This is a genomic window from Roseateles chitinivorans (assembly GCF_050632235.1).
Classification (GTDB): Bacteria; Pseudomonadota; Gammaproteobacteria; order Burkholderiales; family Burkholderiaceae_C; genus Roseateles; species Roseateles chitinivorans_A.
The window spans coordinates 3,655,107-3,680,867 of record NZ_CP192584.1 but is presented as its reverse complement, the minus strand read 5'-3'; the positions used below and the strand labels follow the sequence as shown (position 1 = coordinate 3,680,867).

The following is a 25,761-nucleotide window of genomic DNA, read 5'->3' as shown; positions in this document are numbered from 1 at the left end:
CACGGTACCCACGGCACCGACTGGTCTCGCAGTTCGAAAGGCGACGGCAACGGCATCAACCTTGCCCATCGTCTGTGGGAACCGGTGACGGGCGTCATCGGTGCCATCACCCCGGTTTGAGGCTTACAAGGAGTCGCCATGAACCCGTATGGACAACGAGGCAGACAAGATCAGCGCCAAGACAATCAATGGGACGACGCTGACCGCGGACGTACGAACTACGGCAGCCGATCGGATCAATCCCGCGGCGAGCAGCGGTCCGAGTACCAAGGCAGCTACCAGGCAAACACCGACGACCAGCGCGGCAGCGGCTACCGGGGATACGCCGGCGGCAGCGACTATCGCGACGACCATCGGAATGACTATCGCGACGACTACCGTCAGGAATACCGCAGCCACGGCGACTTCCAAAGTCAGGGCGGCTACCGCGGCGGCCCCGACAGCGACGCCTGGGGCGGCGACCGCAGCCGTTCGATGGGCGGCAACAGTGGCAACTACGGCGGCGGCAACTACGGCAGGCAAGACAGCTATAGCGGTTCCGGCAACTACGGCAGCAGCAGCTACGGCACTTCAAGCGGCTATGGCCAGGGGACGTCGGATCGCTATCGCGACCAGGGCCCGCGTCACGAAGGCTGGGGCGAGGACAGCAGTCGCCGCGACTACGGCGGTATGGCTGGCTCCGGATCCGACAGCTATGCGGATTCGCTCAGTGAGCACTACGGCGGCTCCAGCGAAGGCCGAGGCTCGCAGGGAGGAGGCCAGCAACGGAACTGGCAGTCCCAAGGCGGGCAGTCCCAAGGCGGACAGTGGCAAGGCGGGCAATCCCAAGGTGGGCAGTGGCAAGGTGGGCAATCGCAGCCCCGACAGTCCCAGGGACGCCAGTCGCACTACGACCCGGATTACGAGCAGTGGCGCCACGAACAGATGCGCGCACTCGACAACGACTATCACGGCTGGCGTCAGGAGCGTTATCAGAGATTCTCGGACGACTTCAACAAGTGGCGTTCCGAACGCTCGACGCGTCAAGGGCAAGGCAGTAGTGGCGCCGGCTCCTCCGGGTCGTCCCAGTCGCTGGACCAAGAGACGTCCGATACCTCGCGGTATGGCCAAGGAAGCAGTGGCTCGGGCAGCGGTTACGGCGCCTCCGGTGATCGCAATGACAGCAGTGGTCGCAGCGATCGCAGCGACCGCAACCAAACGGCTTCGGCCGGATCGAGTCTGTCCAGCGGATCCACTGGAACGTCCACCCCCTCGTCTACCGCTTCGTCAGCCGGGTCCGGGACGTCGTTAACCTCGGGTGGGTCGGCTGGGTCGGGCGCGTCGGGCACATCTGGCACATCTGGCACGGCGACCGACAAGTCCAAGTGAGAGATCGCGTGAAGTAAGCCGAGATCCCAGCGTCACCGCTGGGATCTTTTTATGCACGGTTTTCTGGTCGCCCACTATCCCGCTTGGGTCACGGTCCCCTTCAGTCACGTAACGCGCTCTGCTCGAGCAAATATTGGGCGCATGCGTGGCGATATCCCTGCATCACCGGCCAGTCCATGACGGCTTAGTTGCCGACGGCCAGGACAGGGACACCGCCTGACAATCCACTCAACAGGCGTTCACCAAGGCCGCAACGGGCAGCTATCCAAGCGCTCGCAGCAGCGTCTGCATGTCGTAAGGCTTGGGAATCACGGCCACTCCTTCCCTGCGCGCGCCTTCGGCCACGTCGCTGTGACCGGTGACGAGCACCGACTTCACCTGGGGATGCCGCTGCCGGATCTGCCGCACGAGCTCCACCCCGTGCATGCCGCCCGGCATCACGATGTCGGAGATCACGACATGGGGCGTGAAGCCATCGTTTATGAATGCCAGCGCCTCCCTGGCGCTGCGGGCGGCCATCACAACGAATCCACCGGCCTCCAGCAGCTGCGCCGAGGCTTCCCTCACGTCGTCGTTGTCGTCCACCAGCAGCACCACGTCGCCCGCAGCGAGTGTTGCCGTGTGTACAACGCCTCCGGTCGACGAGGGGCCGGCCGTGGGCGACATCGCACCTGGGGCGAGCGAAAACGCGAGTGCGACGGTCGTTCCCTCGCCCATGACACTGCGCAACTCGACGCGCCCGTGGCTCTTGCCGGTGAAGGCGGCGACCTGCGCCAGCCCAAGGCCAGTGCCCTTGCCCGGCTCCTTGGTCGAGAAGAACGGCTCGAAAATATGCTCCCGGATCTCCGGACGGATCCCGACACCTGTGTCGCTCACTTCGACAACCAATGTCGGGCTCGCGGCGCGCGCGCCGAGGAACGCCCGGATCGTCACCATCCCGCCGTCGGGCATGGCGTCACGCGCGTTGGTCACCAGGTTCGTGACCGCGACTTCGAACTCCAAGGCGTCCAGCGTCAGCGGGGGCAGCTCGTCAGGCACCTCCAGCAGCAATTTGTGGTGCGCGTCGAGGAGGAGGCGGGCTGCTTCCGCTGTCCCTTGCAGCGCTGCGATCATGTCCACGGACTGGGCGAGGAAGTGGCGCCGCCCGGACAGCGACGTGAGTTGCCGCGTCAGCACCTCCGCCTTGCGGACATTGCGGCGGATCACTTCCACATCGGCGTCCGCCGCCGCGCCAACCCTGCGCTGCAAGATGGACAGCCGCCCGGTGATCACTTGCAGAATATTGTTCAAGTCGTGCGCCAGGCTCGCGCCGAGCTGCCCCACCGCTTTGAGCTTTTCCGCCTGCGCCAGCTGCGCCTCCAGCCGTTCCCTTCGCAGGATCTCCGCCTGCAGGCGCTCGGTGCGGTAACGAAGAGCGTCGACCGAATTGGCCAGACGATGCTGAAGGCGCCTGAAATGCTGCGCCAGGACCAGCAGCATGACCGCGCTCACCAGAACCCCTTCGATGCGGGCGCCATACCAAGCGATCGTGTAGCGACCGCCGCTGAAGGTGCTGAGCCAGACGCCCGCGGCCTCGGCAGTCATGACGAAGACCAGCCACACGAAGATCGAGCGCCTGTACAAGCCGCGCCGCCAGATCAGCGCCACGGCCAGCACCGCGATGGCCCCGGCCGCGTAGGACCCATAGATGCTGAAGGTACTGAACAGCTGCCGGCCACCGGCGAGCGTGATGGCCGCCGCGTCCGTGCATTGCGAGGCAACGGCCGCCAGCACGGTGGCGAGCACCGCCAGCACCACCGGCCAGGATCCGTCGACGGGACTGCGAGACGTGGCGACCTCCCCGCGCCAGGCGGCCCAGCCCACGAAGAGGGCAAATCCGGCGCGCCAGACGATGAACAGCCAACTGACCGCGTGGGGCGAGCCGAGTACCGGCTGACTTTGCAGGACGGCGCCGGGGAAAGTGAGGACATGCAAGACCGCCATCAGCCCGGCGAACAGATACGCCGCGGCGATGGCCGAATGCGCCCGAGTCTGCGCGGGGGCTGAGACAAGCAGCCAGAACGTGGCCAGATTGATCATCGCCACCGCTGCACCGTACATGCCGCTGATGTGGGAAAGTTCAGGCAGGGGCGTCGACGCATAGGGCGTGAGCGCCGCCGCAGCCGCCAGCAGCACAGCCGAGAGCCCGAAGGCCAGACGCTGCTGCGCGCGACTTGCGGATTCTTCGACAACCTCGCCCAGACTCATCCCCGCCCCCGTCCTGTGGACGCATTGTCACTCGAATGCAAAAGACCGATCGGCACGGTGAGCCGAGTCCAACGCGGGCCCCTGGCCCGAAAGGAAGTTGAACGTCGGGTGCGACGGAGAAGAGGCCCGAGCGGTCACGCGACATGGAACGCTCACCCCGGCGCCCGCGAGCGCACTTGCGCGCTTTTCGGGGCGCGCCCCGCGATCGGGCGGGGCGGGCCGGGCCGGGGCGGGCCGGGCCAGCTCAGGTGCCTGCGTTCGACTAGAGCGGCGTGAACGCCGACGTCGCCAGCACGAAGCTGATCGGCATGAACAACCCGCCGCCCACGTACTGAAGCTGAAGGGCGTCGGCTTGCCCTCCCGACAGCGTACCCGCCGCGCCGGGGGTGGTGGCCGTGCGGCGCGTTCCGCCATACAACGCCGCACCCGTCTTGGCTGCCAGCAGCGTCTGACCATTCGCACTGCTGGCGACGGCCGACCAGGCGCCGGCGTCGGCCGTGGCACGCCAGGACGTGCCGCCATCGGGCGATTCGAACAGCCTGCCGCCCGCCGTGGCGGCCACGACATAGCGGCCATCCGCAGACGTGGCGATCCCGCGCCAATCGCGGCTCGTCGACGCGGTGTCCCAACTGACGCCGAAATCTTCGGAACGCCAGATGACGCCGGTGTCGACCGTGGCAAACATGCGCTTGCCGTCAGCCGAGGTGCTCACGCTCCACCAGAACTGAGCGGATGCCCTGGGCGTCCAGCTTGCGCCGAAGTCGGTCGAGACATACAGCTGCGCGCCGTTGGTGGCGGCGACCAGCACGCGCCCGTCCGCAGAAGAGGCCACGGCGCGCCAGGCGCGATTGCTGTCGCGAGGCGTCCAGCTCAACCCCGCGTCGGAGGACGTCCAGATCTGCCCCAGGTAGGCCGTGGCGACCAGACGCTGGCCATCGGCAGACGTGGCCACGGCGCTCCATGCTCGCCCTGAGGCATCGTTGCTCCAACTGACGCCGCCGTCGGGGGACGTGAACAGCGCGCCGCCATTGGTCGCGGCCAGGATGTGTGACCCGTCCGACGACATGGCGACCCCAGACCAGACTTGGCCGGTCAGGCGGAGCGTCCAGTGGTCGCCACCGTCCGTCGAGGTGAACAGGTCGCCAGAGGATGTCGCCGCCACCTGGTTGACCCCATTGCTCGACATGCCGACGCTGGACCAGTTACCCGAGATCGGCTTGGCAGCCCAGTCCACCAGATTGCCGCCCGGCAGTCCGACGGTCGAAATACTTTGAGAGGCGTTTTGCGCGATGGTCCACCCTCCCGACCCCACCCCGGTCACCTTGATCCAGTCGCCGATGACTGGCGCGGTGGGCAGCGTGATGACTACAGCAGAGCTGGCATTGGCGAGGTATCCGGTATTCGCCTCCGCCTGAATGGATGATGCGGTGACGTTCACCCAACGGGTGTCGGCGGGCGCGGCGCTGCACAGGTAACTCGTGGACATGACCTCGCCGGCATCCAGGATGCCGTTGCGGTTGCCATCCTGGCCGGACTGCACACGCTGGCCGCCGTAGACACAGTTGGCGCCGGAAGGCTCTGCGCTGAGCGCCAGCAACGCATCCAATCCCGACGATCCGGTAGAACCGGTGGGACCGGTCGGTCCGGTCGGACCAGTGGGACCAGTGGGGCCAGCGGGGCCAGTGGGACCGGTGGGGCCTGTCGGACCAGTGGGCCCCGTAGAGCCGTTTGAGCCGTTTGAGCCGTTTGAGCCGTTAGCTCCGTTAGAACCGTTGGCGCCGCTGCACACGTATGCGACGCTGCTCACTTCCCCGTCCTCGAGCACGCCGCTGCCGTTTGCATCGAGCCCGGCAGCGATGACCGACCCGCCTTGCGCGCAGTTGACGCCTGCAGGCTCGGCGCGCACTCGCACCAGCGTGGATTGGCCGGTCGCCCCCGTGGGCCCCCCGCGCCGGTGAGCCCGTTACAGACATATTGCGTCGACGTGACCTCGCCGTCGACCAGCGCACCGTTGGCGTCAGCGTCGCGTCCGGAGTCGATACGCGAGCCACCGGCCGCACAGTGGCCGCCTGGCGCTTCAGCCGAAACACGAACCAACGTGACGGCGAACGTGCCCGCCGCTGTGTCGGGTGGCGAATCGGGATCAGAGGAGCCGCCGCACGCCGTCAGCAACGCCGCGGCGAGGGCAAGTCCAACGCCAAGCAGCCCGCGCGGCGGCACGTGAAGCAATAGAGGAAGGCAGCGTCGCAATTCAAGCCGTCGAGGGTAAGCGCAGGTGTGGTACATAGTTGATATCGAGGTGTACGCCGCCGGCTGCCGCACCTTGCGGCCTTCACAGCGCGATGCGTCGCAGTATCTTCAAACGCCGTATCCTGCGGGAAAGGCGGTTTCGGAAAGTGCCGAAAATATTCGAAGAGTGTCGCGAGTTCGCCTCGCTTTAACGCCCTCGGATGAAGACGTGGGAACATATCTACGGGCACCGCTCTGCGTAGCCGCCACAACGCTGGCATGCCACAGCGAATGGCGTGAAAGGCGTAGTCGGGTGCCGCGCCCCCACCGATGGCCTCTGCATGCCGAGCCTTCTAAAAGTTGGCGCTGGAAACCGCGGAACGCCGGAGCTTGCACGTGATTGCACCCGGCAGCGTTGTCGGCTACCCGGTGACGGCTTGGCCGCGCCCTTTGGCAAATTACAGGGCCGCACTATAAGAGGCGAGCTCTCGCTCCATCTGCGCCGCGCGTCACCCGGCGAACCGTGGTGGCGCCGACCAAATCCCCTCAGAAGTGGACGTCTGGTTCAGCTTCATGACGCAGGCCAAAGCCTATGCATGCGCCCTGGACGTTCGAAGTGGAACCCCGCCGCGCAGCGTAAGCTCTCAGGCGGTGGCCTGGCGAGCGTCAGGCGCCATCGCCATCGCCACTGTCCACTGACGTGCGCACCATGCGCTGCATGGTCGAGCGGCGCCATTGGCCCGTCTCTCTACACCTCGCACCGCCACTCGCGCGCATGCCGGGAGGCCAAGGGCTCCGCAATTACGCCTGACTGCGACTATCACCTGCGGGAGCCGAGTCGCCACTGTACTGCCGCCGAGCCGCAGAGGCAGCCTCGCTGGCGCTTGGGTACTCGCCAGCATAGGTCCAGCTCGCCTCACGACAGCCCTCCCCCCGCTCCTGAAAAGGAGTACGACCGGAGCGAAGTTGCCCGATGGAGTGAGCCTGGCAGAAAACTCGGGATACCAAGAAATGTCGGTCATGTTCAGCTCCGTCACCTCGTAGTTCGAATCCTAAGGCGCCTGAGGTCACCTTCGCAATACTCAGATGGGTCCGTCCAGCAGGCGGCGCGCGCGCCGTGCAGCGCCGGGCGCACGCCAGTGAGACCAACGCCATTCATTGCCCCTCTTGAAATCCTTCGAGGAACTCCTAAGTCGGCGTCGGTGCGCAGCAGGGGCTGCATGCGCCACTTTTCAGACCCTTGATGGAGGACTCATCATGTATCGATCTTTGTTCCCTCGCGACTTCTTCGCGGACATGGATCGCCTGCAGCGGGAGATGCAGCAGGCGTTCGACCTGTCCCCCACCATCCGCGGCTTTGGTCGCCACTCCTTCCCGGCGCTGAACGTCGGCACGACGCCGGAAGCGATCGAGGTGTACGCCTTTGCTCCGGGCGTGGACCCGCAATCGATCGAGGTGCATGTCGAGCAGGGGCTGCTCACCATTTCGGGCGAGCGCGGCTCCCCGCTCAGTCAGCTCGACGAGCGCGCGAGCGTGCATATCAACGAGCGCTTCGCCGGCAAATTCCGACGGGCGCTGTCCCTGCCTGAGGATGCCAACGGCGAGGCAGTGACGGCCCAGATGCGCGAAGGCTTGCTCCACGTGACCGTGCCTCGCAAACAAGCCACGCAGCCGCGGCGCGTGCAGATCCAACCGGCCGCTTGAGACAAGGGAGACGATCATGAGCCAATTGCAAACCACACAGCATTCCGCCCCGGTCAACCCCGGCACCGCGTCGAACGCCAATCGCTTCAGTGACGCCACGCTGACGCCCCCCGTGGACGTCGTGGAGGATGCGGTCGGCATCACGGTGTTCGCAGACCTGCCCGGCGTGAGCGCGGAAAAGCTCAACCTGCAAGTCGAGCGCGACGCGTTGACCATCGAAGCCGAGACAGACTTTTCGATCCCGGCGGGTTTGTCGAGCAGCCATGCAGAGGTTCGGCTGGCCAAGTTTCGCCGGGTTTTTACCCTCAGCCATGAACTCGACACGGAAAACGTACAAGCAGAGCTGTCGGCAGGCGTGCTAAAGCTGCGCATTCCCAAAGCAGCGCACGCCAAGCCTCGTCGTATTGAGGTGCGCGCCACCTGATACGCGATCCTCGCGCCGTCCCTCCCATGCGAGGGCCGGCGCGACGTCGTGCGATCCGCGCGGGACGAAAGCACGTGTTCGATCACCCAACATCGCTGCGCGCGGCCGTTCTAGTTGGCCGTCGGGATTGGCAATGCCGTGGCCGTCCGATCGTCATGGGGCGCCTGCGCGGTCCGCGCGTCGCTTCGCTCTTCGGCCATGCCTGCTCACGGACGTGCTTTCGCGCCGCAAGGGCCGTAGCGTACGCGGCCGCCACAGCCCAGCGATCACACGGACTTCAGTAAAGGAAAGGTGTGTCCGCCGTCCGCGACCAGAGGTCGAAACTTTCGAGGCCCACCGCATGTGCGGCGCCGCCGCAGGTTGCGCTCGGACAAGCGCCGCTCGCGGCGCCGGAGCGCGCCGCGGCAGCGCACCGATCAAGGTCGGCGAGGCTTGATTTTCACACCCGGCTTGCTAAAAATTCCGACTGTCCGACCGAGTCAGCGCCGTTGATCAGGATCCTCGACGCTCGAGGCGTTGAGCAGGCTTGGGACCACGTTTGCCACGCCTCGCCTTCGCCACGAGTTGATCACCCCTCGTCTTTTCCGGACCTTCAGCCGGCAAAAGGTAAGCGCGATGTTCATCTGGTCACGGGCGAGACTCGCTAATTCCTCGGCGTTAAACGCCTTCCATCATCGTTTCAACTTAAGGAGATGCAAGGAGTTCCAACATGACCGTCAAGGCAGTTCAATTCTGCGAAGCCGCTCACACCCGTCCCATGAATGGCGTGAGCCTGCAGAGTCATCGGGAAGCGCCCACCGCCAAGGCCGCGCGGCACGAGGCTGAGGCTGCCGCCCTGTCAGCCACCGAAAAGGGCGACGCCCGTGAACGCGCTGGCCTTGTCTTCCCCGACGTACCGATGCGCAACCCTAACGCGCCGGTCGATGCGCGCGCGCCTTGCGAAGCGTGGCAGCGTCGAGGCGACGCAAGAAGCATCCACCCGCCAGAACCTCTTCCGACGGCACAACTGCAGGCCCTGCGAAGGTGGTTGAGAGGCGAGATCGCGATGAGGCCGGAAGAAGCCCGCGAGCGACTGGCGCGTGCCATTGACGCGCGCCAGTTGGTGGACGAACCTGCGACGCACTGGCGCGCGGTGAAGGCCTGGATCGCAGGGGACGACAACTGGGCCCAAATGGGCTTCGGGCTCGTCCTCGACTGAAACGTGGTCGTGCTCGTGCTCGTGATGGTCGTGGTCGTGCTCGTGGTCGTCGTGGTCTTCACGACGACACGGGCACCTCGATGCAAAAGAAGCAACGATCTTTTCCAGCCACTCGGAACAAGCAAGGGTGGAACAACCAATCCGCTGCGTGATCAAAATGGCTCACACATCCCTCGAACCCAACGTTGAACAGAACACGTCACGGCGCGTCAGTTCTCAGCGGCGTTCTCAGGCGCAACTTCAGGCCTACCTGCTGGCCCGGGAAACGATTCGCCGTCACAAACCTTCCGCGACGCCGTGTTTCGCACGCGACTGGCAGCCTCGCAAGCCCACGAACCAGGAGGACGAGTGCATGGGCGCGGGCATCCCCGGGCCCGGGCACGACGAGGTAAGCCCTCCTCCGCCGTCGCGCAGCACGTCCACATAAGCGTCACTCAACCCGCCAAGCGGTTCCGACTGCCGCTTGATCGGCCACGCTGGTGGCATGTCGTCGCAACACGAGTACGACCCGCCCAGCGGGTACCGCGATTTGCCGCAGGCATGCACCACCCGGCTCGTTGCCGCCCACTCGCAAGGGGCGGCTGAGACGCAGGAGGATTAACGAGTCTGAGGCGCTGGACTGGCGGCTGGATCGGCAATGTGTGCGGGGGGCCCCGGGCAAGAGTGCGATGTGCTAGCCGTTTTAGAAACTGCAGCACTGCTCGCACGATTCGTCGGCAGACGCGGCGCGCTTGCCGCGACCTGAGCGCGCGCCGCGCACCTCTTCATCGCGAGGATGCATCGACCTCAGGTCGAAACGTGTTTCAGCTACCGTGTCCTGCTCAGCCTGTATCACGCCTCGACGCGCGTGTGGCCGGACCTTCGTCTACGACATGGTCCCCCTCCTCTCCAAAAGTTGGCGCAAGGCACCGCGAAGCTGTGTCGGAGAAGTCCTGCATGCGAACAGGATCGGGTCTGGCGGGTTGATGCGTGTTTCAACGGCAGGATGGCCGCAAGATTCACTGGCTGGTGTGACATGAGTTCCGATACCGATCCTCGCGACCAATTTCCGCATGCCCCGCGACACGACGCCCGCGTGCGCACCGAGGGGTTTGCGTCCGGTGGGCTTGGCCAGGACATCTTCCATGCCGCCGTGCACGCCACGCGCATGCCCATGGTGGTGGCCGATCCGCGCCAACCCGATACCCCGTTGGTGTTCGCCAATGAGGCTTTCCTGGAAATGACCGGCTACTCGATCGCGGAGATCCTCGGGAAGAACTGCCGCTTCTTGCAAGGGCCGGACACCGATCCCAGTACTGTGGCCCTGATTGGCGAGGCCATCCGCGCCGAGAAGGAATTGACGGTGGAGCTATTGAACTACCGCAAGGATGGCAGCACGTTCTGGAACGCGCTTTTTCTTACGCCTGTGCGGGGTGAGAGCGGAGAGCTGCTCTACTACTTTTCGTCGCAGCTGGATGTCAGCCGTCGACGCGATGCCGAGGCGGCGCTGCGCCAGGCTCAGAAGATGGAAGCGCTGGGCCAGCTCACGGGGGGCATCGCGCACGACTTCAACAATCTCTTGCAGGTCATCACCGGCAACGCCGAGGTAGCGACAGCGCGCGCCAGGAGCGCGGCGCCAGACGACGCGCTGCTCAGCCGAGCCCTTTCCAACGTGAAGGCCGCGGCGGCGCGCTCGGGCGCGCTCACTCAGCAGTTGCTCGCGTTCGCCCGCAAACAGCAGCTCCAAGGTCGCGTGGTCAGCGTCAACGACGCCATCGCCAGGACGGTCGACATGGCGGCCAGTTCCTTGCAAGGCGTGCGCGTGCAGTTGGAACTCGACCCGTCTGTCGCGAACGCGCGCCTCGACCCGTCTCAGTTCGAGACGGCGCTGCTGAATTTGCTGGTCAACGCGCGCGATGCGATGCCAGACGGCGGCCGGGTCTGGGTGCGGTCTGGCAATCTCGCGATCACCGCAGAGGACATGCGGCTGCACGGCCTTCCCGCCCCGGGCGACTATGTGACGGTGTCGGTCAGCGACGAGGGGCTGGGGATTCCCAGGCAGGCGTTGTCCCGCGTCATGGATCCCTTCTTCACCACGAAAGCCGAGCAAGGCGGCACGGGTCTGGGCCTGTCGATGGTCTACGGCTTCACCAAGCAAAGCGGCGGCATGGCAACGATCTACTCCGAGGAGCGCGCGGGCACCACGGTGCGTCTGTACTTCCCTGCGGTCGTCGATGTTCCCACCCCAACGACGTCCCAGAGTTCTTCGCGCGTGCGCGGCGGCCAGGGAGAGCTGGTCCTTGTGGTCGACGACCGTCCAGAGGTGGCCCAGACGGCCGCCGCGATGCTAGAAGCCGAAGGCTATAGCTGCCTGACCGCCTACAACTCCGACGACGCGCTGATGCTCCTCAAAGACCGCTCAGACATCCGGCTGCTTCTCACCGACGTCATCATGCCCGGCAGCAAGAACGGCGTGCTGCTGGCCCAGGAGGCCCAGCTCCTGCGTCCAGCTTTGCGTGCCCTGCTCATGACCGGATTTGCCGATGGCAGTCTGGATCGCTGGGGCGGCGAGAGCTATGACATCGTGTTTAAGCCCTTCACCTCAGAGGATCTGCGGGTGCGTGTCCGGAGAGCGTTGGATAAGCAGAGCTGAAATGCAGGCGCACGAAAGCCTGCCAATGCGTCCGGCCTCGCGACACTGAGATCGAGGAAAAACCGCGATGCCGCATGCGGCCTATGCGTCAGAACAAACGGCAGCGGCGTTCTGCAAGACGCTGACGGAGCGCGCGCGGTGTGAAACGTCCTCCCTGCCCTTCAAACTCGCCACTTCACCCATCTCGTCTACCCTAGCCTCCAGGGCCCTAGGGCCCAGGCTGATGGGCATAGCGTTTGCTGATCTGAACTGAGTCAATACGGGACCCTACCGAATCGTTGCGGGGACAAAGACATGGTCCACCCGAACAGACAGTTCATAGCGAAAGCCGATGTCCGAACGTCAGAAAAGACGTCCGATGCATGCCGAACAGGCGCCGTCGGCTACCGCGACCCGTGAACTCGTTCGCCACAACGCTCACCACGCCATCGTCGTTTCGGAGCATCGCGATGCAACGCAAAGCCACATCCGTCTATGTCCCGCTGCACCAGTTGGTACTGCTGTTCCCGCTGTTCCTGCTGTGCGGCTCCGTCTTCTTCGATTGGCTTGCCATCGCCATGGGCAGCGCCGCGTTCGCCGTCGTGGCCTTTTATCTGATCGCGGGCGGCTTGATTGGCGGCGTGATCGCCGTGCCATTCGGACTCATCGACTGGTTCTCCATGCCCACGGCACGACCAGCGCCGGGCGTCGCACGCTTTCTCGCGGGCGCCAACGTGATGGCGCTGATGCTGTTCGCCGGAAGTTGGGTGCTGCGCGAGCCCGCGCCACTCTCACCGCCTTGGCAGGCATACGCGCTCGCGTGGGCAGGCGCGCTGGCGTCGTTGCTGACCGCCTGGCTGGGGGAGACCTGCAGGGCCGTCGCAGTCCCTTCATCGGTTGCACCGACGGCTCTGCACCGGGTGATCACGCACGTAGCCTCGTGGCCAGGGAACCATCGCCGGTGGGGAGGTTCAAAGTGCCAGAGAACCAGTAATGACGGATGGTACGAAACGGTGATGCTGTGGATGCAGCAGAAACTTGGCGGCTTCATGCCGCGGTGCGGTGATGACGTGGCATGGTGAGCGATCCCGCTGGGGCCGCCGCCAGCCACCAAGGGCGAGACGACTTGGACAGCAGGACGTGGTCGCCGCGCTCGTCGGGCCCATGGCCGCTATCCCCGCTACCCCACCGCTACCCCACCGCGACCACCAACGCAACTCCACGCAAGGCACAGGATGCGACGCCAGTGGCCAAGCAACGGCTAGCATCACGACACGACATTTTTGACGACTCGACGGCACTATGGACTCGGCAACTACCGCCCTGGTGAGCAGCGAAGACGAACGGCTCGGGCGCTTCATCTCGTCAGTGACCGATTACGCGATCTACATGCTGACACCGGAAGGCACCGTGGCGAGCTGGAACGCAGGCGCCCAGCGTTTCAAGGGCTACCAGCCGGCGGAAATCATGGGTGAGCACTTCTCACGGTTCTACACCGATGAAGACCGGGCCAGCGGCCTTCCCCAGCGAGCTCTTGAGCAAGCAGTGCAAACGGGAAAGTTCGAGGCCGAAGGCTGGCGAGTGCGCAAGGACGGGAGCCGGTTCTGGGCCAGCGTGATCATCGACCCGGTGCGCTCGAGCAGCGGCGAGCTGCTCGGCTTTGCGAAGATCACGCGCGACATCACCGAGCGCCACATCGCGCAGCTTGAACTCGAGCGTGCCAAGGAAGCGCTTTTTCAGGCGCACAAGATGGAGGCGCTTGGTAAGGTGACCGGCGGCGTCGCGCACGACTTCAACAATCTGCTCAGCGTCGTGGTCAACGGTTTGGCGGTGCTGCGCAAGAGCGGCGCGCTGGCTGCAGAGGTCAAGCTGCTCGACTCGATGGAATTGGCCATCGACCGCGGGGTTCGCCTGGTGCAGCAGTTGCTGGCGTTTGCCAAACAGCAACCCGTGGAGAAATCCGCTCGACAACTGAGTCGGGTGATCTCCTCCTTCGAGGCGGTACTGCGCCGCGCCGGAACCCATCACGCCGTGCTGGCGCTGTCACTCCAGCCAGATCTCCCGCACGTGCTGGTGGACACGACGCAGTTCGAGACGGCGCTGCTCAATCTGGTGGTCAATGCCTTCGATGCGACGCCCCCGGGCGGTCGCATCGTCGTGAGCACCGGCACGGCTGACCTGGCGCGCGAACAGGTGGGGACGCTGCCAGCGGGCCGCTACGTCACGCTCGCAGTCACCGACAACGGACAGGGCATGAGCTGGGCCACCCGCCAGCGCGCCATCGAGCCCTTCTTCACGACGAAGGGCCCGGGCAGGGGCTCGGGCCTGGGCTTGAGCCAGGTGTTTGGCATGGTGCAGCAAAGCGGCGGGGACATGCAGATCGAGTCGGCCGAAGGCGCTGGCACCACGGTCACGCTTTACTTCCCCGCGTTGACATCCGGGTTCGAGGCCGAGGCGTCCAGTCAGTCCGAAACCGTGCTGGTGGTTGATGACCAGCCGGAAGTCCTGGACGTCACGTCCGAACTCTTCCGCACACTCGGGTTCGAGGTGCTCTCGGCCGACTCCGGTGAGCATGCCCTTGAGGTGCTTGAGCGCGCGCCAAGGGTGGACCTGCTCTTCAGCGATGTGCGGATGAGAGGCATGACCGGCATTGAGTTGGCACGTCGGGCGGTCGAGGCCGCGCCGCATCTCCGCGTGATCCTGGTCTCGGGTTTCGCGGGCCAGCAAGGCCCTCCCTCCTCGGACGGACGGCTGGAAGGTTTTCACTTCATGACCAAGCCCTACAAACTCAACGACGTCATCCGCAAACTGCGAGCCCTCGGCTGAGTCCGCGCTGCGCGCTTGGATGACTTTTTGTCGGAGAGCATGCCGCCCTTGGCAGCGCCAGGCTAATGCGTCAGTGGAAGATGATGGCCTTCGCGGCCTTCGCGGCCTTCGCGGGTGTCGCGGGTGTCGCGGTCGGTCGTGCCAGCGATCTAGGGCATGACTGGTGTTCCCGTATCGGGATTCCCAACGTCGCCTCACGCCGGCTCAACTGACGGCATTCGCACTGTTCGCTGTCACCGGGCAGTGGCGTGGCCCGCCCGCAGCAAGGATGGCGGGCCATCAGTCACAGCGACCAAGGTGCGCCACTGGTGCCCGTGCCGCGTTTGCGCTGCCGGTCGGCATGCCGAGTACAGAGGCGCAACACACCGATTTGCGCTGTGGAGGGGCATGTCGGTCTTCGAGCGCGCCAACAAGCTCCGGTTTGGGGGCGTCACGCCGTGCTGACGTTGGTCAAGACGCCGTCCAGGCGAAGCCGGGTCAGCTGATCGCCGTCCCCGAGTATCCAGGTACGGTGGCTGAGCTTAGTCTCCGACACCAACCCTGGCAGGCAACGCGTTGGTCGCTGATTGATCGTTCTTTCCACCTGGTTGCTGCTCATCGGCGCGTTGCCAGTCTGGGAACACCGCCTTGTGGACCGTGCGTGCGATGCACGTCTGCAGGCCTGGGCGCCGGCGTGTCGCGATGCTGGTGGCCGCGCTTTGATCGCCCGTAGGCGCTGGCGCGATCTTCCGGCTGGACCGATGACAACTGGCAAAGCACCCGCGAGAAGGGGTCACGCGATTCCGCTGCACGTGATAGCTGCCCGGGCGCCCACCGCGCCCCCTGGGCGCTCCAGGGGGCCGGCACAGATGGGGTAGCCGGGCTGGACGGGCGGACGCCTCCGCTTCGCGGCGCCTCAGCCCTGTTTCTTTCCCATTTACCCCACCGGGGTCGTAGGTCGGATCACACCTTGGGCGGATCTGTCTCGCGCTCGAAATGACGGTGTGTGCCCAGTTCGGCAATCAGCGCCCGCGCGCCGTCCACAGAGGACGTTTCGACGATGACGCCCGGCGCGTGGGCACTGGCGAGCGCGGCTGCTTTCTCATGGTCCGCTGCGATGTCTACCGCACGGCCTTCCGTACGGTTTTCCGCCCCATCCTCCGTGCCCGCGCCGGCGTCCAGTGCCGGCCCCAGGCCCGAGGCGCGCAGCAGCGTCACGCCTGCCCCCAGCGCCAGGATCGGCTTGCAGTGCCGGAACTGATCGCGGACGAACTCGAACACGTGCGCGTCCTGCAGCAGCGCGTGGATACCGGCCTCTCCGTCGGGAACCACCAGTGCGTCGAACAGGAATCCCGGCTCGTTCTCCAGCGACACGTCCGCCTGCAGCTCCACGCCGTCGGCCGTCTGCACCGGACCAATGCGCGGTGCGGCAAAGCGCGGCACGGCCCCCGCTTCGAACAGGGCGGCATGCACCTCGCTGGCGGACTGACCCAAGACGCCGTCGGCGACAAGGATCACAACCTTGCGGCCGGCCACGGAGCCGTCGCCCGGGCGCGCCATCAGCGACAACGTGGGCGAGTGCGTCACCTCAGGTTCGGGCGGCTGCTCGATGGCCAGCGGCGCGGGGTCGGGCAGCGGCATGTTGAGGCCCTGCGCGATCTTTGTCGCAAGTTCTTCCGACGCGTTACGCAGCGAAGCCAGCATCCGCGTGCGGATGGCCGGCACGGTGACCTTGCTCAGTTCAAAACGGAAGGCCGCGGCGATGTGCGCCTGCTCGGCAGGCGTCTGGCTCTCGTAGAAGAGCCGCGCCTGGTTGTAATGCTCGGCAAAGAGTTCGGGCTTGGCGCGCACCTTGGCCTGCTCGTCTCGGCCCTGCTGCCGCGCCGCCACCGAGGTGAAGCCCTGCGCAGCGCCTGCCTGGAACGGACAGCCGCCCGCCAGCGAGTTGGGCTCATAGGACACCCGTCCGCGCGGGATGGCCTGGCGATGCATGCCGTCACGCTGGTTGTTGTGAACCGCGGCGACCGGCGCGTTGATCGGGAGCTCGTGGAAGTTGGGTCCTCCAAGACGACTGATCTGCGTGTCCACGTAGGAGTGGATGCGCCCGGCCAGCAGCGGATCGTTGCTGAAATCAATGCCCGGGATCACATGGGCGGCACAGAACGCGACCTGCTCGGTTTCGGCAAAGAAGTTGTCCGGGTTGCGGTTGAGCACCATGCGCCCCACGGGACGCAACGGCACGAGCTCCTCCGGCACGATCTTGGTTGGGTCCAGGATGTCGAAGCTGAAGCCCTCGGCCTGTTCTTCGGTGAAGACCTGCACGGCCAACTCATACTCAGGATAGGCGCCTGCTTCGATGCGCTCCCAGAGGTCGCGTCGGTGGAAGTCCGGATCGGCGCCGGAGATCTTCACGGCCTCGTCCCACACCAGCGAATGCGTGCCGGCCTTGGGCGTCCAGTGGAACTTCACGAATACCGAGTCGCCCGCGTCGTTCACTAGCCGGAAGGTGTGCACGCCAAAACCCTGCATGGTCGCGTACGAGCGCGGGATCGCGCGGTCGCTCATCACCCACATCAGCATGTGCGTGGACTCTGGCATCAGCGAGACGAAGTCCCAGAAGGTGTCGTGCGCGCTGGCGGCCTGCGGCATCTGGTGATGTGGCTCGGGCTTGACCGCGTGGACCAAGTCAGGAAACTTCATCGCGTCCTGGATGAAGAAAACCGGCATGTTGTTGCCCACCAGGTCCCAGTTGCCCTCGTCGGTGTAGAACTTGACGGCGAATCCGCGCACGTCGCGCGCGGTGTCCTTGCTGCCGCGCTCGCCTTGCACGGTGGAAAAGCGCACGAAGACCGGCGTGCGCTTGCCCGCCTCCTTGAACGGCGCGGCCTTGGTGAGGTCCGTCAGCGCTTCGTAGGCCTCGAAGAAGCCGTGCGCGCCGGACCCTCGCGCATGCACGATGCGTTCGGGGATGCGCTCGTGGTCGAAGTGGGTGATCTTCTCTCGGAGGACGAAATCTTCCAGCAGCACCGGCCCGCGCGGGCCGGCCTTGAGCGAATTCTGGTTGTCGGCGATGCGCACGCCCTGGTTGGTCGTGAGCGCCTGGCCCGAGGAATCGACGCGCACGCGGTCCATCGAGGCGATGGTGGCGTTGCGCCCTTCCGGGGCCTGCGTGCCCACCTTCTCACTCGTCTGCGATTCGGACAAGGTGCTGCCCAGCGGCAGGCGCGACGCGGCAGAGGCAGTCCCCCGGCAGGTGGCCGTACACCGTTGTCGAAACCGTGTTCAGCGGCCTTGGTGGCATTGAATGGGAGCGAGGCGGCCAGTTCCTGCGTGTGCGCCACCTTCTGAACGGCGAGGTCGGCGCCATCCGGCGGCGCCGAGGTGGGCGACGACGGCCCGCTGTCGGTGTTCCTGGCCGCGGCCTTTGCGGACGAGTCCTTCGCTGGCTTGCTCAGGCTGTCATCCTTGCCAGGACGTCGCGTCGAGTCGGTGGGCTTGCTGGGCGGTTTCGGCATGTCGGTTCCCGATGTGGCGTTGAAGGTCCACTGCGTAGCACCCGGCGTTCCCGCCCCGAGAGGTCGTCATGCGGTCGAACCCGCAAGTCGGCAAGTCGGCATAGGCGCACTGCAACGCTCCGACGCGATGTCGGCCCGATGACGCGCGGCAATGCCTGAACGCAGTCTGCAAACGGTGCCGAACGCCCTCGCTGCATGACCGACCGCATGACCAATCAAATGACCAATCAAATGACCCGGCGAATTTCGAGCGCTGCCTCATTTCCAATATGGAATCGACGTCTGACGCCCCGATAAAGTTCGCAAGGCATCGCCACGTCACCAGCCGCCTGTCAGGGATCCGGAGGAAGGCATCCAACTCCACCGACGCGGCGGCCGACGCGCAGCCGCGAGGCTTCAAGCGCCCGGCAACGCCGGGAATGACACGGCGAAGATCGTTCCGTCTTCGACGGACGAGGTCACTTCCACCCGCCCCTCATGGGCCGCGGCGATCGCCTTGACGATGAAAAGTCCCAGGCCTACGTTGCGCTGTGCGCTGCCGGGCGTCTCGCCCCGCACCATGGGCTCGAACACCGCGGTGAGCATGTCGGCCGGAATGGCGTTACCGAAGTTGTGCACGGCCAGGCGTGCCGTGCCCTCCTTCACCAATGAGCTCACGGTGACATCGCGCGTTGGATCGCCGTAGGCCATCGCGTTGCTCACCAGGTTGCCCAGCAGCTGAGACAGCCGGTCGCCATCGGCGTACGCCTGACCCGGCCCCCCACCCCTGTGTAGCAGCCCCCTGCCGGGATAAGCCAGGGCGAGTTCCTCGACCGCCTTCTCAGTCACGAGATGGACGTCCATCAACTCGCGAGACACCGACAGCCCGTCCCCGAGCCGCGCGACCGTGAAGTCCAGCAAGTCATCCACCAGGCGGCGCGAGCGTTCCGCGGCGCGCGTGATGTTGGCCAGCATCCGCTGGGCTTGCTCCTCGCTGAGATCGACGCCCCGCGTGCTCAGCGCCTTGGCAGCCATCAGCACGACCGACAGAGGATTGCGCAGATCATGGCTGACGATGCCCACCATCTGCTCTGCGAACAGCGCACGATCCTTTTCGAACACCACGAGGCTGTCGGCGCGCTTGCGCGCGGCCAGCAACTCCTTCTCATAACGGTTGCGGTCCTCGGCGATGAACGCGCAGACCTCGTCGAAGGTGCCCGCGTCGGTCGTCCGGCGCATCACGTTCAAAATCATCGGGAGCCGTCGGCCGTCCTTGGCCTTCACGTCGAACTTGACCTCCGAGATCGACCCCTGCATCTGCAGCATGGGCAACCAATGGGTCTGGTGAAAGATGCGCGCGCCTACCGTCAGCAATTCCTGCAGCTTCTTCGCGCCCACGAGCTCCTCGGCGCTCATGCCGATCCAGCGACAGAAGGTCGCGTTGACGCGCACGATGGTGCCGTCCATACGCGTCACCAGCAGCCCGCAGGGCATCTCCTCGAGCAGTTGCTCGGCATCGCGAGGCGCAGCCTGTTCCCCGGACATGACGCTCAGTAATCGATGGAGGCGAGGAACTCGTCCATGGCCTGCGCGCTGGCGCCGGGGACGCTCAGGTGCGGACAGTGCCCGGTGTTGTCGACCACACGCAGCATCGCGTGGGGTAAGTGGGCCTTCAGATACTGACCCACCACCAACGGGGCCACGAAGTCGTCGGTCGACTGCACGATGAGCACGGGCGCGGTCAGCTTGTCCAGATCGGCACGGTTGTCCGCGGTGAAGGTCACTCTCGCGAACTGCTTGGCGATCTCCGGGTCGGTCCGGCAAAAGCTTGCGGTGAGTTCGTCGGCGAGCTGCGGCTGCTCGGGGGCGCCCATGATGGCTGGCGCCATACTGCCCGCCCACCCCAGGTAGTTGGCCTCCAGGGTCTCCAGCAGCGAATCGATGTCCGCCCTGTCGAAACCACCGACGTAGGTGTCGTCGTTGATGTAGCACGGGGACGGCCCAAGCATGATGTGTCCGGCGAACTTCTCGGGACTGCGGATCCCCGCGAGCAGCCCGATCATGGCGCTCACCGAGTGTCCGACGAGCACGACCGGCGAGTCCGCCACTGCGTCGATGACCTCCAGGAGGTCGCTCGCGTAACCGTCTAGCGAACCGTACTTTTTTCGATCGTAGGCCGACAGGTCTGACCGCCCGCTGCCCACGTGATCGAAAGTGACGGTCTTGTAGCGCGCGCTGTACTGCGGCGCGAGCAGGCGGAACATGTTCTGGTCGCAACCGAAGCCGTGCGCGAACACCAAAGTCCTGTCGCCTGCGCCATGGATGCTCACGCTGTTTCGCTTCAAGACCGACATGCTGCGCTCCAAAACGGTTGAGCGCTCGCAGTACCGGATCGAACGCAAAGAGACACTCAAAATTATGCCCGACGTCCATCGAGCGTCACCTTCGATCGTCGACGCGCCCTCTCTTTGGACCCACGGGTCCCGTCGACATCGCTCAGGGTCGCGGCATCAATCGATCCAACCGCTCGAGGCTTTGGGGCAACGCGCGCGCGATGATGTGACGCTTGCTGGCTCGCCAATTGCCGTTTGACGACGATGCAACCAAGAATTCTTGTCGTTGATCCCCTGGCGGACCTGGTGCACGCGCTGACGGCCCTGCTCAGCGCAAGGGGGTGGTCGGTCGAGGCGGCCGGCTCACTGGTCGAAGCGCTGGCAAAAGTCGATCGTTTTGAACCTCACGTGGTTCTGGTGGGCGTGGAGACCCCGTTGGAAGTCGGCATCGCATTCGCTACGCGGGTTCGGGCGCTTCACGACGGCAGCGTCCTCCTTGTGGGCATGTCCGCCTGGAGCCCGGGGGTGGTTCGGGACCGCGGACCCGACCTGTTCGATCGGATATGCCACAAGCCGCTCACTGACGAAGGAATCGAACAGATCGAGGAAGTCGTCCTTCGTAGGTTCGACGGCGTGCGCTTCAGTGCAGGCCGAAGCTGAGTCTTTGGTGTGCAACACGTTGGCAGATGGGATCCGCAATGCCTACGCGCGACTCCAATAGGTAGCTCAGTGACTGCGTTCGAAGCCCTTGCAGACCAGCCACTGCCAAAGACGCAGACCATCACGGTGATGCGAAGGGGCGGGTTGCTCCAGGCCCACCGCACCTCCGCAGCCTGGTGCGAATGTGATGCTGCAACGGAACCCGTTGTCGCGACCGGTGCCCCGCTGAAAGTCTTTCCATGACCACCCCTCCCTTGCCGCAGCAACCCGTGGCCCATGTATCGAACGAAGCGAAGGAGGCGAACGAAGCGCTGTTGAACCTGGCGGTCGAGGTGGCCGACATCGGGTTGTGGGACCTGGATCTCGTGACCGACCGGCTCGAGTTCTCGCCATGCATGCGACGTATGTTCGGGTTGACGCCACACGAGCCGATCACGCGCGAGCGATTCCGCGCCATGCTCCACCCCGACGACCGGGAGCGCGTGATGCAGGCCGTCGCGTCGGCGCAGGATTCGCATCGTCGGCCCGCTTACGAGGTCGAGTATCGGGTCGTCAGCGCCAGCGCCGGCGACGTGCGCTGGGTCGCCGCCAAAGGCCGGGGCGTCTTCGACGCTGCAGGCCGTTGCGTGCGCCTCTTGGGCGCCGCGCTGGACATCACGCAACGCAGGCACGCGCAGGAGCAGCAACACCAGACCTCCGAGCGGCTAGCGCTGCTGGATCTGATCGGCCTGGCGACCCGCACCGTCACAGACGCGGCGCAGGTGATGCAGCTGACCGCTCGCATCCTTGGCGAGCACCTCGGGGCGACACGGTGCGCCTACGCCGATGTGGAGCCCGACAACGACCGATTCACGATACGCGCCGACTGGTCAATCCCCGGCGTTGCATCCAGCGCTGGCACCTACTCGCTGGACCTGTTCGGTCCGCAAGCGACATTCAAACTGCGCCGTGGCCAGCACCTGATCGTCAACGACGTGGACCGCGAGCTCGGCGACGAGGGCGGCGGCCGGATGTTCAATGCGATCGGCATCAAGGCCATCATCTGCGCCGGGCTCGTGAAGGGCGGCAAGCTCGTGGCGATGATGGCCGTGCATCAGGCCACGCCGCGCGAGTGGAGCGAGCACGACGTCCGTGTGGTCGGTGAGGTCGTGGACCGCTGCTGGGCCCACATCGAGCGGGTGCGCACGTCGGCCATGCTGCTGGAACAGGACCGTCGCAAGGACGAATTCCTGGCCACCCTGGCGCATGAGTTGCGCAACCCGCTTGCCCCGCTGATGTACGCCACCACCATCTTGCAGAAAGTGGACGACGCAGTCCGGCGCGACCGCGCGCTGGCGGTGATCGAACGTCAGACCGGTCAGCTGGCGCGCCTGATCGACGACCTGCTCGACGTGTCGCGCATCAACCGAGGTCTGGTCGAGCTCAAACGTCAACCGAACCCTATCGCGCCTTTGCTGCATCAGGCGTTGGAGGCCTCCAAACCCGCGCTGGACGCGGCCGGCCACCGGGTGAGCGTAAGCGTCCCTGACGAGACGGCCGTGGCCGACGTCGATCCCGCGCGCATTGTCCAGGCCGTCACGAACCTCCTCAACAACGCCGCCAAGTACACCCCGGACGGCGGCCAGGTGCGGCTGAGCGCTTGGGTGGAGGGCGATCGGATCGTGGTGGAGGTGGCAGATAACGGCATCGGCATTCCGTTGCAGGATCAGAGCAAGGTATTCCAGCTCTTCACCCAGCTCGCCCATGCTGGCATGCGATCGCAGGGCGGTCTAGGCATCGGGCTTTCGCTGGTCAAGCGCTTGGTGGAGCTGCACGGTGGCCAGGTGAGCGTGCACAGCGACGGGTTGGACGACGGCAGCACTTTCCGGATCGAGCTTGCGCGAATGCCCGCCCCGACGCACGCCGAGAGTCCCAACGCCGTGCACGCCGTAGACATCGTTCACGCCGTTCACGCCGCCCAAGCTGCCCAGCCAGCCCATCATGGCAAAACGGCCCAAACCGCCCAGACCTCGCAGACCACCCAAATTGCCCACACCGCCCCAATCTCCCACAGCGCCCAAGCCCATGCGCCCGGCAGCCTCTCTACCGGTACCGCAAGCGCGGTGCGCATCCTTGTCGTCGAAGACAACAAGGACGGCTTGGCCACCTTGCTGGAATTGCTGACGGCGCACGGCCACGACGCGCGCGGCGCATCCACGGGTCCCCAGGCCCTTCGCCTCGTACGGTCCTGGCGCCCTGACATCGTATTGTTGGATCTGGGATTGCCACTGATGGACGGCTACGAGGTGGCGATGCGTCTGCGACAGGACACCGGCCTGATCGGCGTTCGACTCATCGCACTCACCGGCTGGGGCGCGCAACGCGATCGGGAGCGAACGGCGCAGGCAGGTTTCGATGCGCACCTGACCAAGCCCGTGGCGCCCGCCCGGCTGCTTGCCGCCATCGGCGAATGGATGTCTTCCGCTGCGGCGCCGCCGCAGTGAGCGCCATCGTGGGCAGGGCGTGGTCCGAGACACCGGCGCGGTCAACTTCAAGGCACCGAGAGTGCGCGAACGCCGGCCACGACCAAGCGGGCCAACCGCAGCGACCGGCCAGCCAACCTCTCCCCTGGCCAACAACGTCAGGCGAGCCCGTCCTTCACCTATGACTTTTGACCAGGGCTCTACACCTGAGTCTATATGAGCGACATTGCCAGCCCGCCAAGGCGGCTAACCCGCCCATCTGCCATCGGCCGTGTGGAAATGACCCACCTCGGTCCACGCCTGCACGGACGCCGGCACATCGAACGCGGCTGCCAGCGCGCTGACGGCGTCCTGGGCGCCGTCGAAGGACTCACCCCAAGGCATGTGATCGATGCGGACTCGCCATCTACCGCTGATGCGTTGCTTGACGGTGAACGTCCCGCTCGGGCACTGAAAGACGTATGAGACGGTGTCCAACTCCATGGCGAGCCTCCTCCCTGCCAGATCCGCGAGCTCGCTCGGCGGGCCCGCTGCCGCGCGTTGATGTTAGTACTCCGGATGCCACCCCGAATGCTCATCGCTACGGTCATTCTCGTAGACCCACACGGTGGCGCACACGGAGCAAGTGAACTCGGTCAGATAGACGCTTCCGCTGGACGTCGGCTCCCTGGTGGTCTTGCCTTCGACAAGGAATGCGTGACCCGGTTCGCCCCGCTTGTTTTTGAGGATTGCCGAGCAGTCACTGCACATGGCCATCGGAGCCTCCAGGGGTGCGGAGGGAGTATGCGCCTTTGAAAGGCGAGTGCTCAGGCGTTACAGCCGGCGTCATGAATTCAAAGCGCTGCGCCAGGGTTGACCCTCGCTTCGCCGCGCCGCGCCCTCCCGAAGTCGTCCCAGGCGCTCCGCCTGAAGGCACCACTCGCAGCGCGACCCCGAGTGGGCGGAACCGTGCTCAGCGCCGCGATGACCTCGCTACGGTGCGAGGGTGCAAGGGTGACGGGCGGCCCCTTCGATCGTCAGGCACACGGGTTGCTGTCCAATGCCAAAGCCAGCGGGATGCGTGCTCCCATCCCCGTTCGCACATCCGCTGCAGAATTTCCAAAGGAGATATCCATGTCTGACGACAAGAGTAAGACCGGTGGGCAAGACCGCAAGCGCATCAACGTCAGCGAGGACTATGAACTTCGCGACTGGGCTGCAAAGTTCGGCGTAACCACACAGCAACTCAGGGACGCGGTTGCCCAGGTGGGTGACCGCGCCGCCGAAGTTGAGCAGTACTTGAAGTCAGCCAAACGGTGATGTCGTGCGGGTCGCGACATGGAACGTCAACAACGTTGTTCGGCGTCTCGACCTTCTCCTCGACTGGCTCGACCGCACCCAGCCTGATGTCGTCGCACTTCAAGAGCTGAAAACCGTCACCGAGCGTTTCCCTGCCAATGCTTTGCGCGAGGCCGGGTACGAATCCCTGGTCGTCGGTCAGAAGACCTGGAACGGCGTCGCGCTACTGGCTCGCGGCCATGACATCGTGGAGGTGGCCCGCAAGCTGCCGGGGGACGCCAAGGACCTCGAGGCGCGATATGTAGAGGCCGCCATCAACGGCGTCCTCTTCGGATGCCTGTATCTGCCCAATGGCAACCCGCAGCCCGGCCCCAAGTTCTCCTACAAGTTGAAGTGGTTCGAGAGACTGCGCAAGCGCGCCGAAGCCCTCTGGGCCTCGGGCGAGCCCGTCGTGCTCCTTGGCGACTGGAACGTTGTGCCGACCGAGGCGGACATCTACCAGACCGAGTCCTATCGAGACAACGCGCTCGTCCAGCCCGAGTCGCGTGACGCGTTCGCAAGCATCCTCGCCCAAGGCTGGACCGACGCGCTCAAGCAGGTCTTCCCCACCAACACGCCGTACACATTCTGGGACTACATGCGCAAGCGCTGGGAACGAGACGCCGGCCTTCGCATCGACCACATCCTCGTCAGCGCCAGGCTCAAGGTTTTGGATGCCGGCGTCGACAAGGAGGAGCGCGGGAAGGAAGGTCCGAGCGACCACGCGCCAGTGTGGGCCGAGCTCAAGCTCGGGCGGGGGACGAAGGCGGCGAAGGTGGCGAAGGCGACGAAGGCGACGAAGGCGGCGAAGGTGGCGAAGGTGGCGAAGGTGGCGAAGGTGGCGAAGGAAAAGGCTACCGCGAAAGCAGCCACCCCCACCGCCAAATCCACCGCGAAGTCCACTGTCAA

General features: G+C 65.4%; 16 protein-coding genes and 4 pseudogenes. 12 read left to right on the top strand and 8 right to left on the bottom strand.

Annotated elements, in window-relative coordinates; translation table 11 throughout:
- The first annotated feature begins 138 nt into the window (after positions 1–138).
- A complete protein-coding gene (locus ACQ859_RS16800) occupies positions 139–1,368 on the top strand; it encodes a hypothetical protein (protein ID WP_431257551.1) in 1,230 nt (409 codons plus the stop codon).
- A gap of 261 nt (positions 1,369–1,629) precedes the next feature.
- Here the strand turns inward: ACQ859_RS16800 and ACQ859_RS16795 are convergent, their stop codons facing one another.
- The 4 genes and pseudogenes from ACQ859_RS16795 to ACQ859_RS16780 all read right to left on the bottom strand — a co-directional run.
- A complete protein-coding gene (locus tag ACQ859_RS16795; RefSeq protein WP_431257552.1) occupies positions 1,630–3,615 on the bottom strand; it encodes a response regulator in 1,986 nt (661 codons plus the stop codon).
- Positions 3,616–3,877: 262 nt separating this feature from the next.
- Positions 3,878–5,221, bottom strand: a complete 1,344-nt coding sequence (locus ACQ859_RS16790; protein ID WP_431261476.1) for a WD40/YVTN/BNR-like repeat-containing protein — start codon at positions 5,219–5,221, stop codon at positions 3,878–3,880.
- Positions 5,222–5,410: 189 nt separating this feature from the next.
- Positions 5,411–5,521, bottom strand: a pseudogene (locus ACQ859_RS16785) (DUF7151 family protein); the annotation flags it as partial.
- A 71-nt stretch (positions 5,522–5,592) separates the two neighbouring features.
- Positions 5,593–5,901, bottom strand: a pseudogene (locus ACQ859_RS16780) (DUF7151 family protein); the annotation flags it as partial.
- A 1,200-nt stretch (positions 5,902–7,101) separates the two neighbouring features.
- On the opposite strand from ACQ859_RS16780, the gene ACQ859_RS16775 reads away from it, so the two are divergent.
- The 6 genes from ACQ859_RS16775 to ACQ859_RS16750 all read left to right on the top strand — a co-directional run bounded on the left by ACQ859_RS16775 (position 7,102) and on the right by ACQ859_RS16750 (position 14,607).
- On the top strand, positions 7,102–7,548 hold the full coding sequence (locus ACQ859_RS16775; RefSeq protein WP_431257553.1) for an Hsp20/alpha crystallin family protein: 447 nt from the start codon (positions 7,102–7,104) through the stop codon (positions 7,546–7,548).
- A gap of 16 nt (positions 7,549–7,564) precedes the next feature.
- Complete coding sequence (locus ACQ859_RS16770; protein ID WP_431261892.1) at positions 7,565–7,972, top strand: Hsp20/alpha crystallin family protein; 408 nt, start codon at positions 7,565–7,567, stop codon at positions 7,970–7,972.
- 709 nt (positions 7,973–8,681) lie between these two features.
- Entirely contained in the window at positions 8,682–9,170 is a 489-nt protein-coding gene (locus ACQ859_RS16765; protein WP_431257555.1) for a hypothetical protein, read from the top strand.
- 1,015 nt (positions 9,171–10,185) lie between these two features.
- Positions 10,186–11,802, top strand: coding sequence for a histidine kinase famiy protein (locus ACQ859_RS16760; protein WP_431257556.1), 1,617 nt, complete (start codon positions 10,186–10,188; stop codon positions 11,800–11,802).
- 449 nt (positions 11,803–12,251) lie between these two features.
- Entirely contained in the window at positions 12,252–12,863 is a 612-nt protein-coding gene (locus tag ACQ859_RS16755; RefSeq protein WP_431257557.1) for a DUF2231 domain-containing protein, read from the top strand.
- Between the two features lie 244 nt (positions 12,864–13,107).
- On the top strand, positions 13,108–14,607 hold the full coding sequence (locus ACQ859_RS16750) for an ATP-binding protein (protein ID WP_431257558.1): 1,500 nt from the start codon (positions 13,108–13,110) through the stop codon (positions 14,605–14,607).
- 942 nt (positions 14,608–15,549) lie between these two features.
- Here ACQ859_RS16750 and ACQ859_RS16745 read toward each other — a convergent pair.
- The 3 genes and pseudogenes from ACQ859_RS16745 to ACQ859_RS16735 form a co-directional block, all read right to left on the bottom strand.
- Positions 15,550–18,101 (bottom strand): annotated as a pseudogene (locus tag ACQ859_RS16745) (catalase).
- Between the two features lie 396 nt (positions 18,102–18,497).
- Complete coding sequence (locus tag ACQ859_RS16740) at positions 18,498–19,625, bottom strand: ATP-binding protein (RefSeq protein ID WP_431261891.1); 1,128 nt, start codon at positions 19,623–19,625, stop codon at positions 18,498–18,500.
- 5 nt (positions 19,626–19,630) lie between these two features.
- Positions 19,631–20,434 carry an alpha/beta fold hydrolase gene (locus tag ACQ859_RS16735; protein ID WP_431257561.1) on the bottom strand — a complete coding sequence of 268 codons (804 nt, stop codon included), beginning with the start codon at positions 20,432–20,434 and terminating at the stop codon, positions 19,631–19,633.
- Here ACQ859_RS16735 and ACQ859_RS16730 point away from each other — a divergent pair.
- The 3 genes from ACQ859_RS16730 to ACQ859_RS16720 all read left to right on the top strand — a co-directional run bounded on the left by ACQ859_RS16730 (position 20,433) and on the right by ACQ859_RS16720 (position 23,556).
- Positions 20,433–20,672 carry a hypothetical protein gene (locus tag ACQ859_RS16730; RefSeq protein WP_431257562.1) on the top strand — a complete coding sequence of 80 codons (240 nt, stop codon included), beginning with the start codon at positions 20,433–20,435 and terminating at the stop codon, positions 20,670–20,672. The two genes, ACQ859_RS16735 and ACQ859_RS16730, sit on opposite strands and share 2 nt — an antisense overlap.
- A complete protein-coding gene (locus ACQ859_RS16725) occupies positions 20,669–21,073 on the top strand; it encodes a hypothetical protein (RefSeq protein ID WP_431261890.1) in 405 nt (134 codons plus the stop codon). The genes ACQ859_RS16730 and ACQ859_RS16725 overlap by 4 nt, the downstream gene beginning before the upstream one ends.
- A gap of 239 nt (positions 21,074–21,312) precedes the next feature.
- Positions 21,313–23,556 carry an ATP-binding protein gene (locus ACQ859_RS16720; RefSeq protein WP_431261889.1) on the top strand — a complete coding sequence of 748 codons (2,244 nt, stop codon included), beginning with the start codon at positions 21,313–21,315 and terminating at the stop codon, positions 23,554–23,556.
- A gap of 225 nt (positions 23,557–23,781) precedes the next feature.
- Here the strand turns inward: ACQ859_RS16720 and ACQ859_RS16715 are convergent, their stop codons facing one another.
- The gene (locus tag ACQ859_RS16715) at positions 23,782–24,018 is read right to left on the bottom strand and encodes a hypothetical protein (RefSeq protein WP_431257565.1); all 237 of its coding nucleotides are present in this window, start codon (positions 24,016–24,018) and stop codon (positions 23,782–23,784) included.
- Positions 24,019–24,648: 630 nt separating this feature from the next.
- Here ACQ859_RS16715 and ACQ859_RS16710 point away from each other — a divergent pair.
- Complete coding sequence (locus ACQ859_RS16710) at positions 24,649–24,834, top strand: DUF3606 domain-containing protein (protein ID WP_431257566.1); 186 nt, start codon at positions 24,649–24,651, stop codon at positions 24,832–24,834.
- A gap of 4 nt (positions 24,835–24,838) precedes the next feature.
- Positions 24,839–25,588 (top strand): annotated as a pseudogene (locus ACQ859_RS16705) (exodeoxyribonuclease III); the annotation flags it as partial.
- Positions 25,589–25,761: the final 173 nt, after the last annotated feature.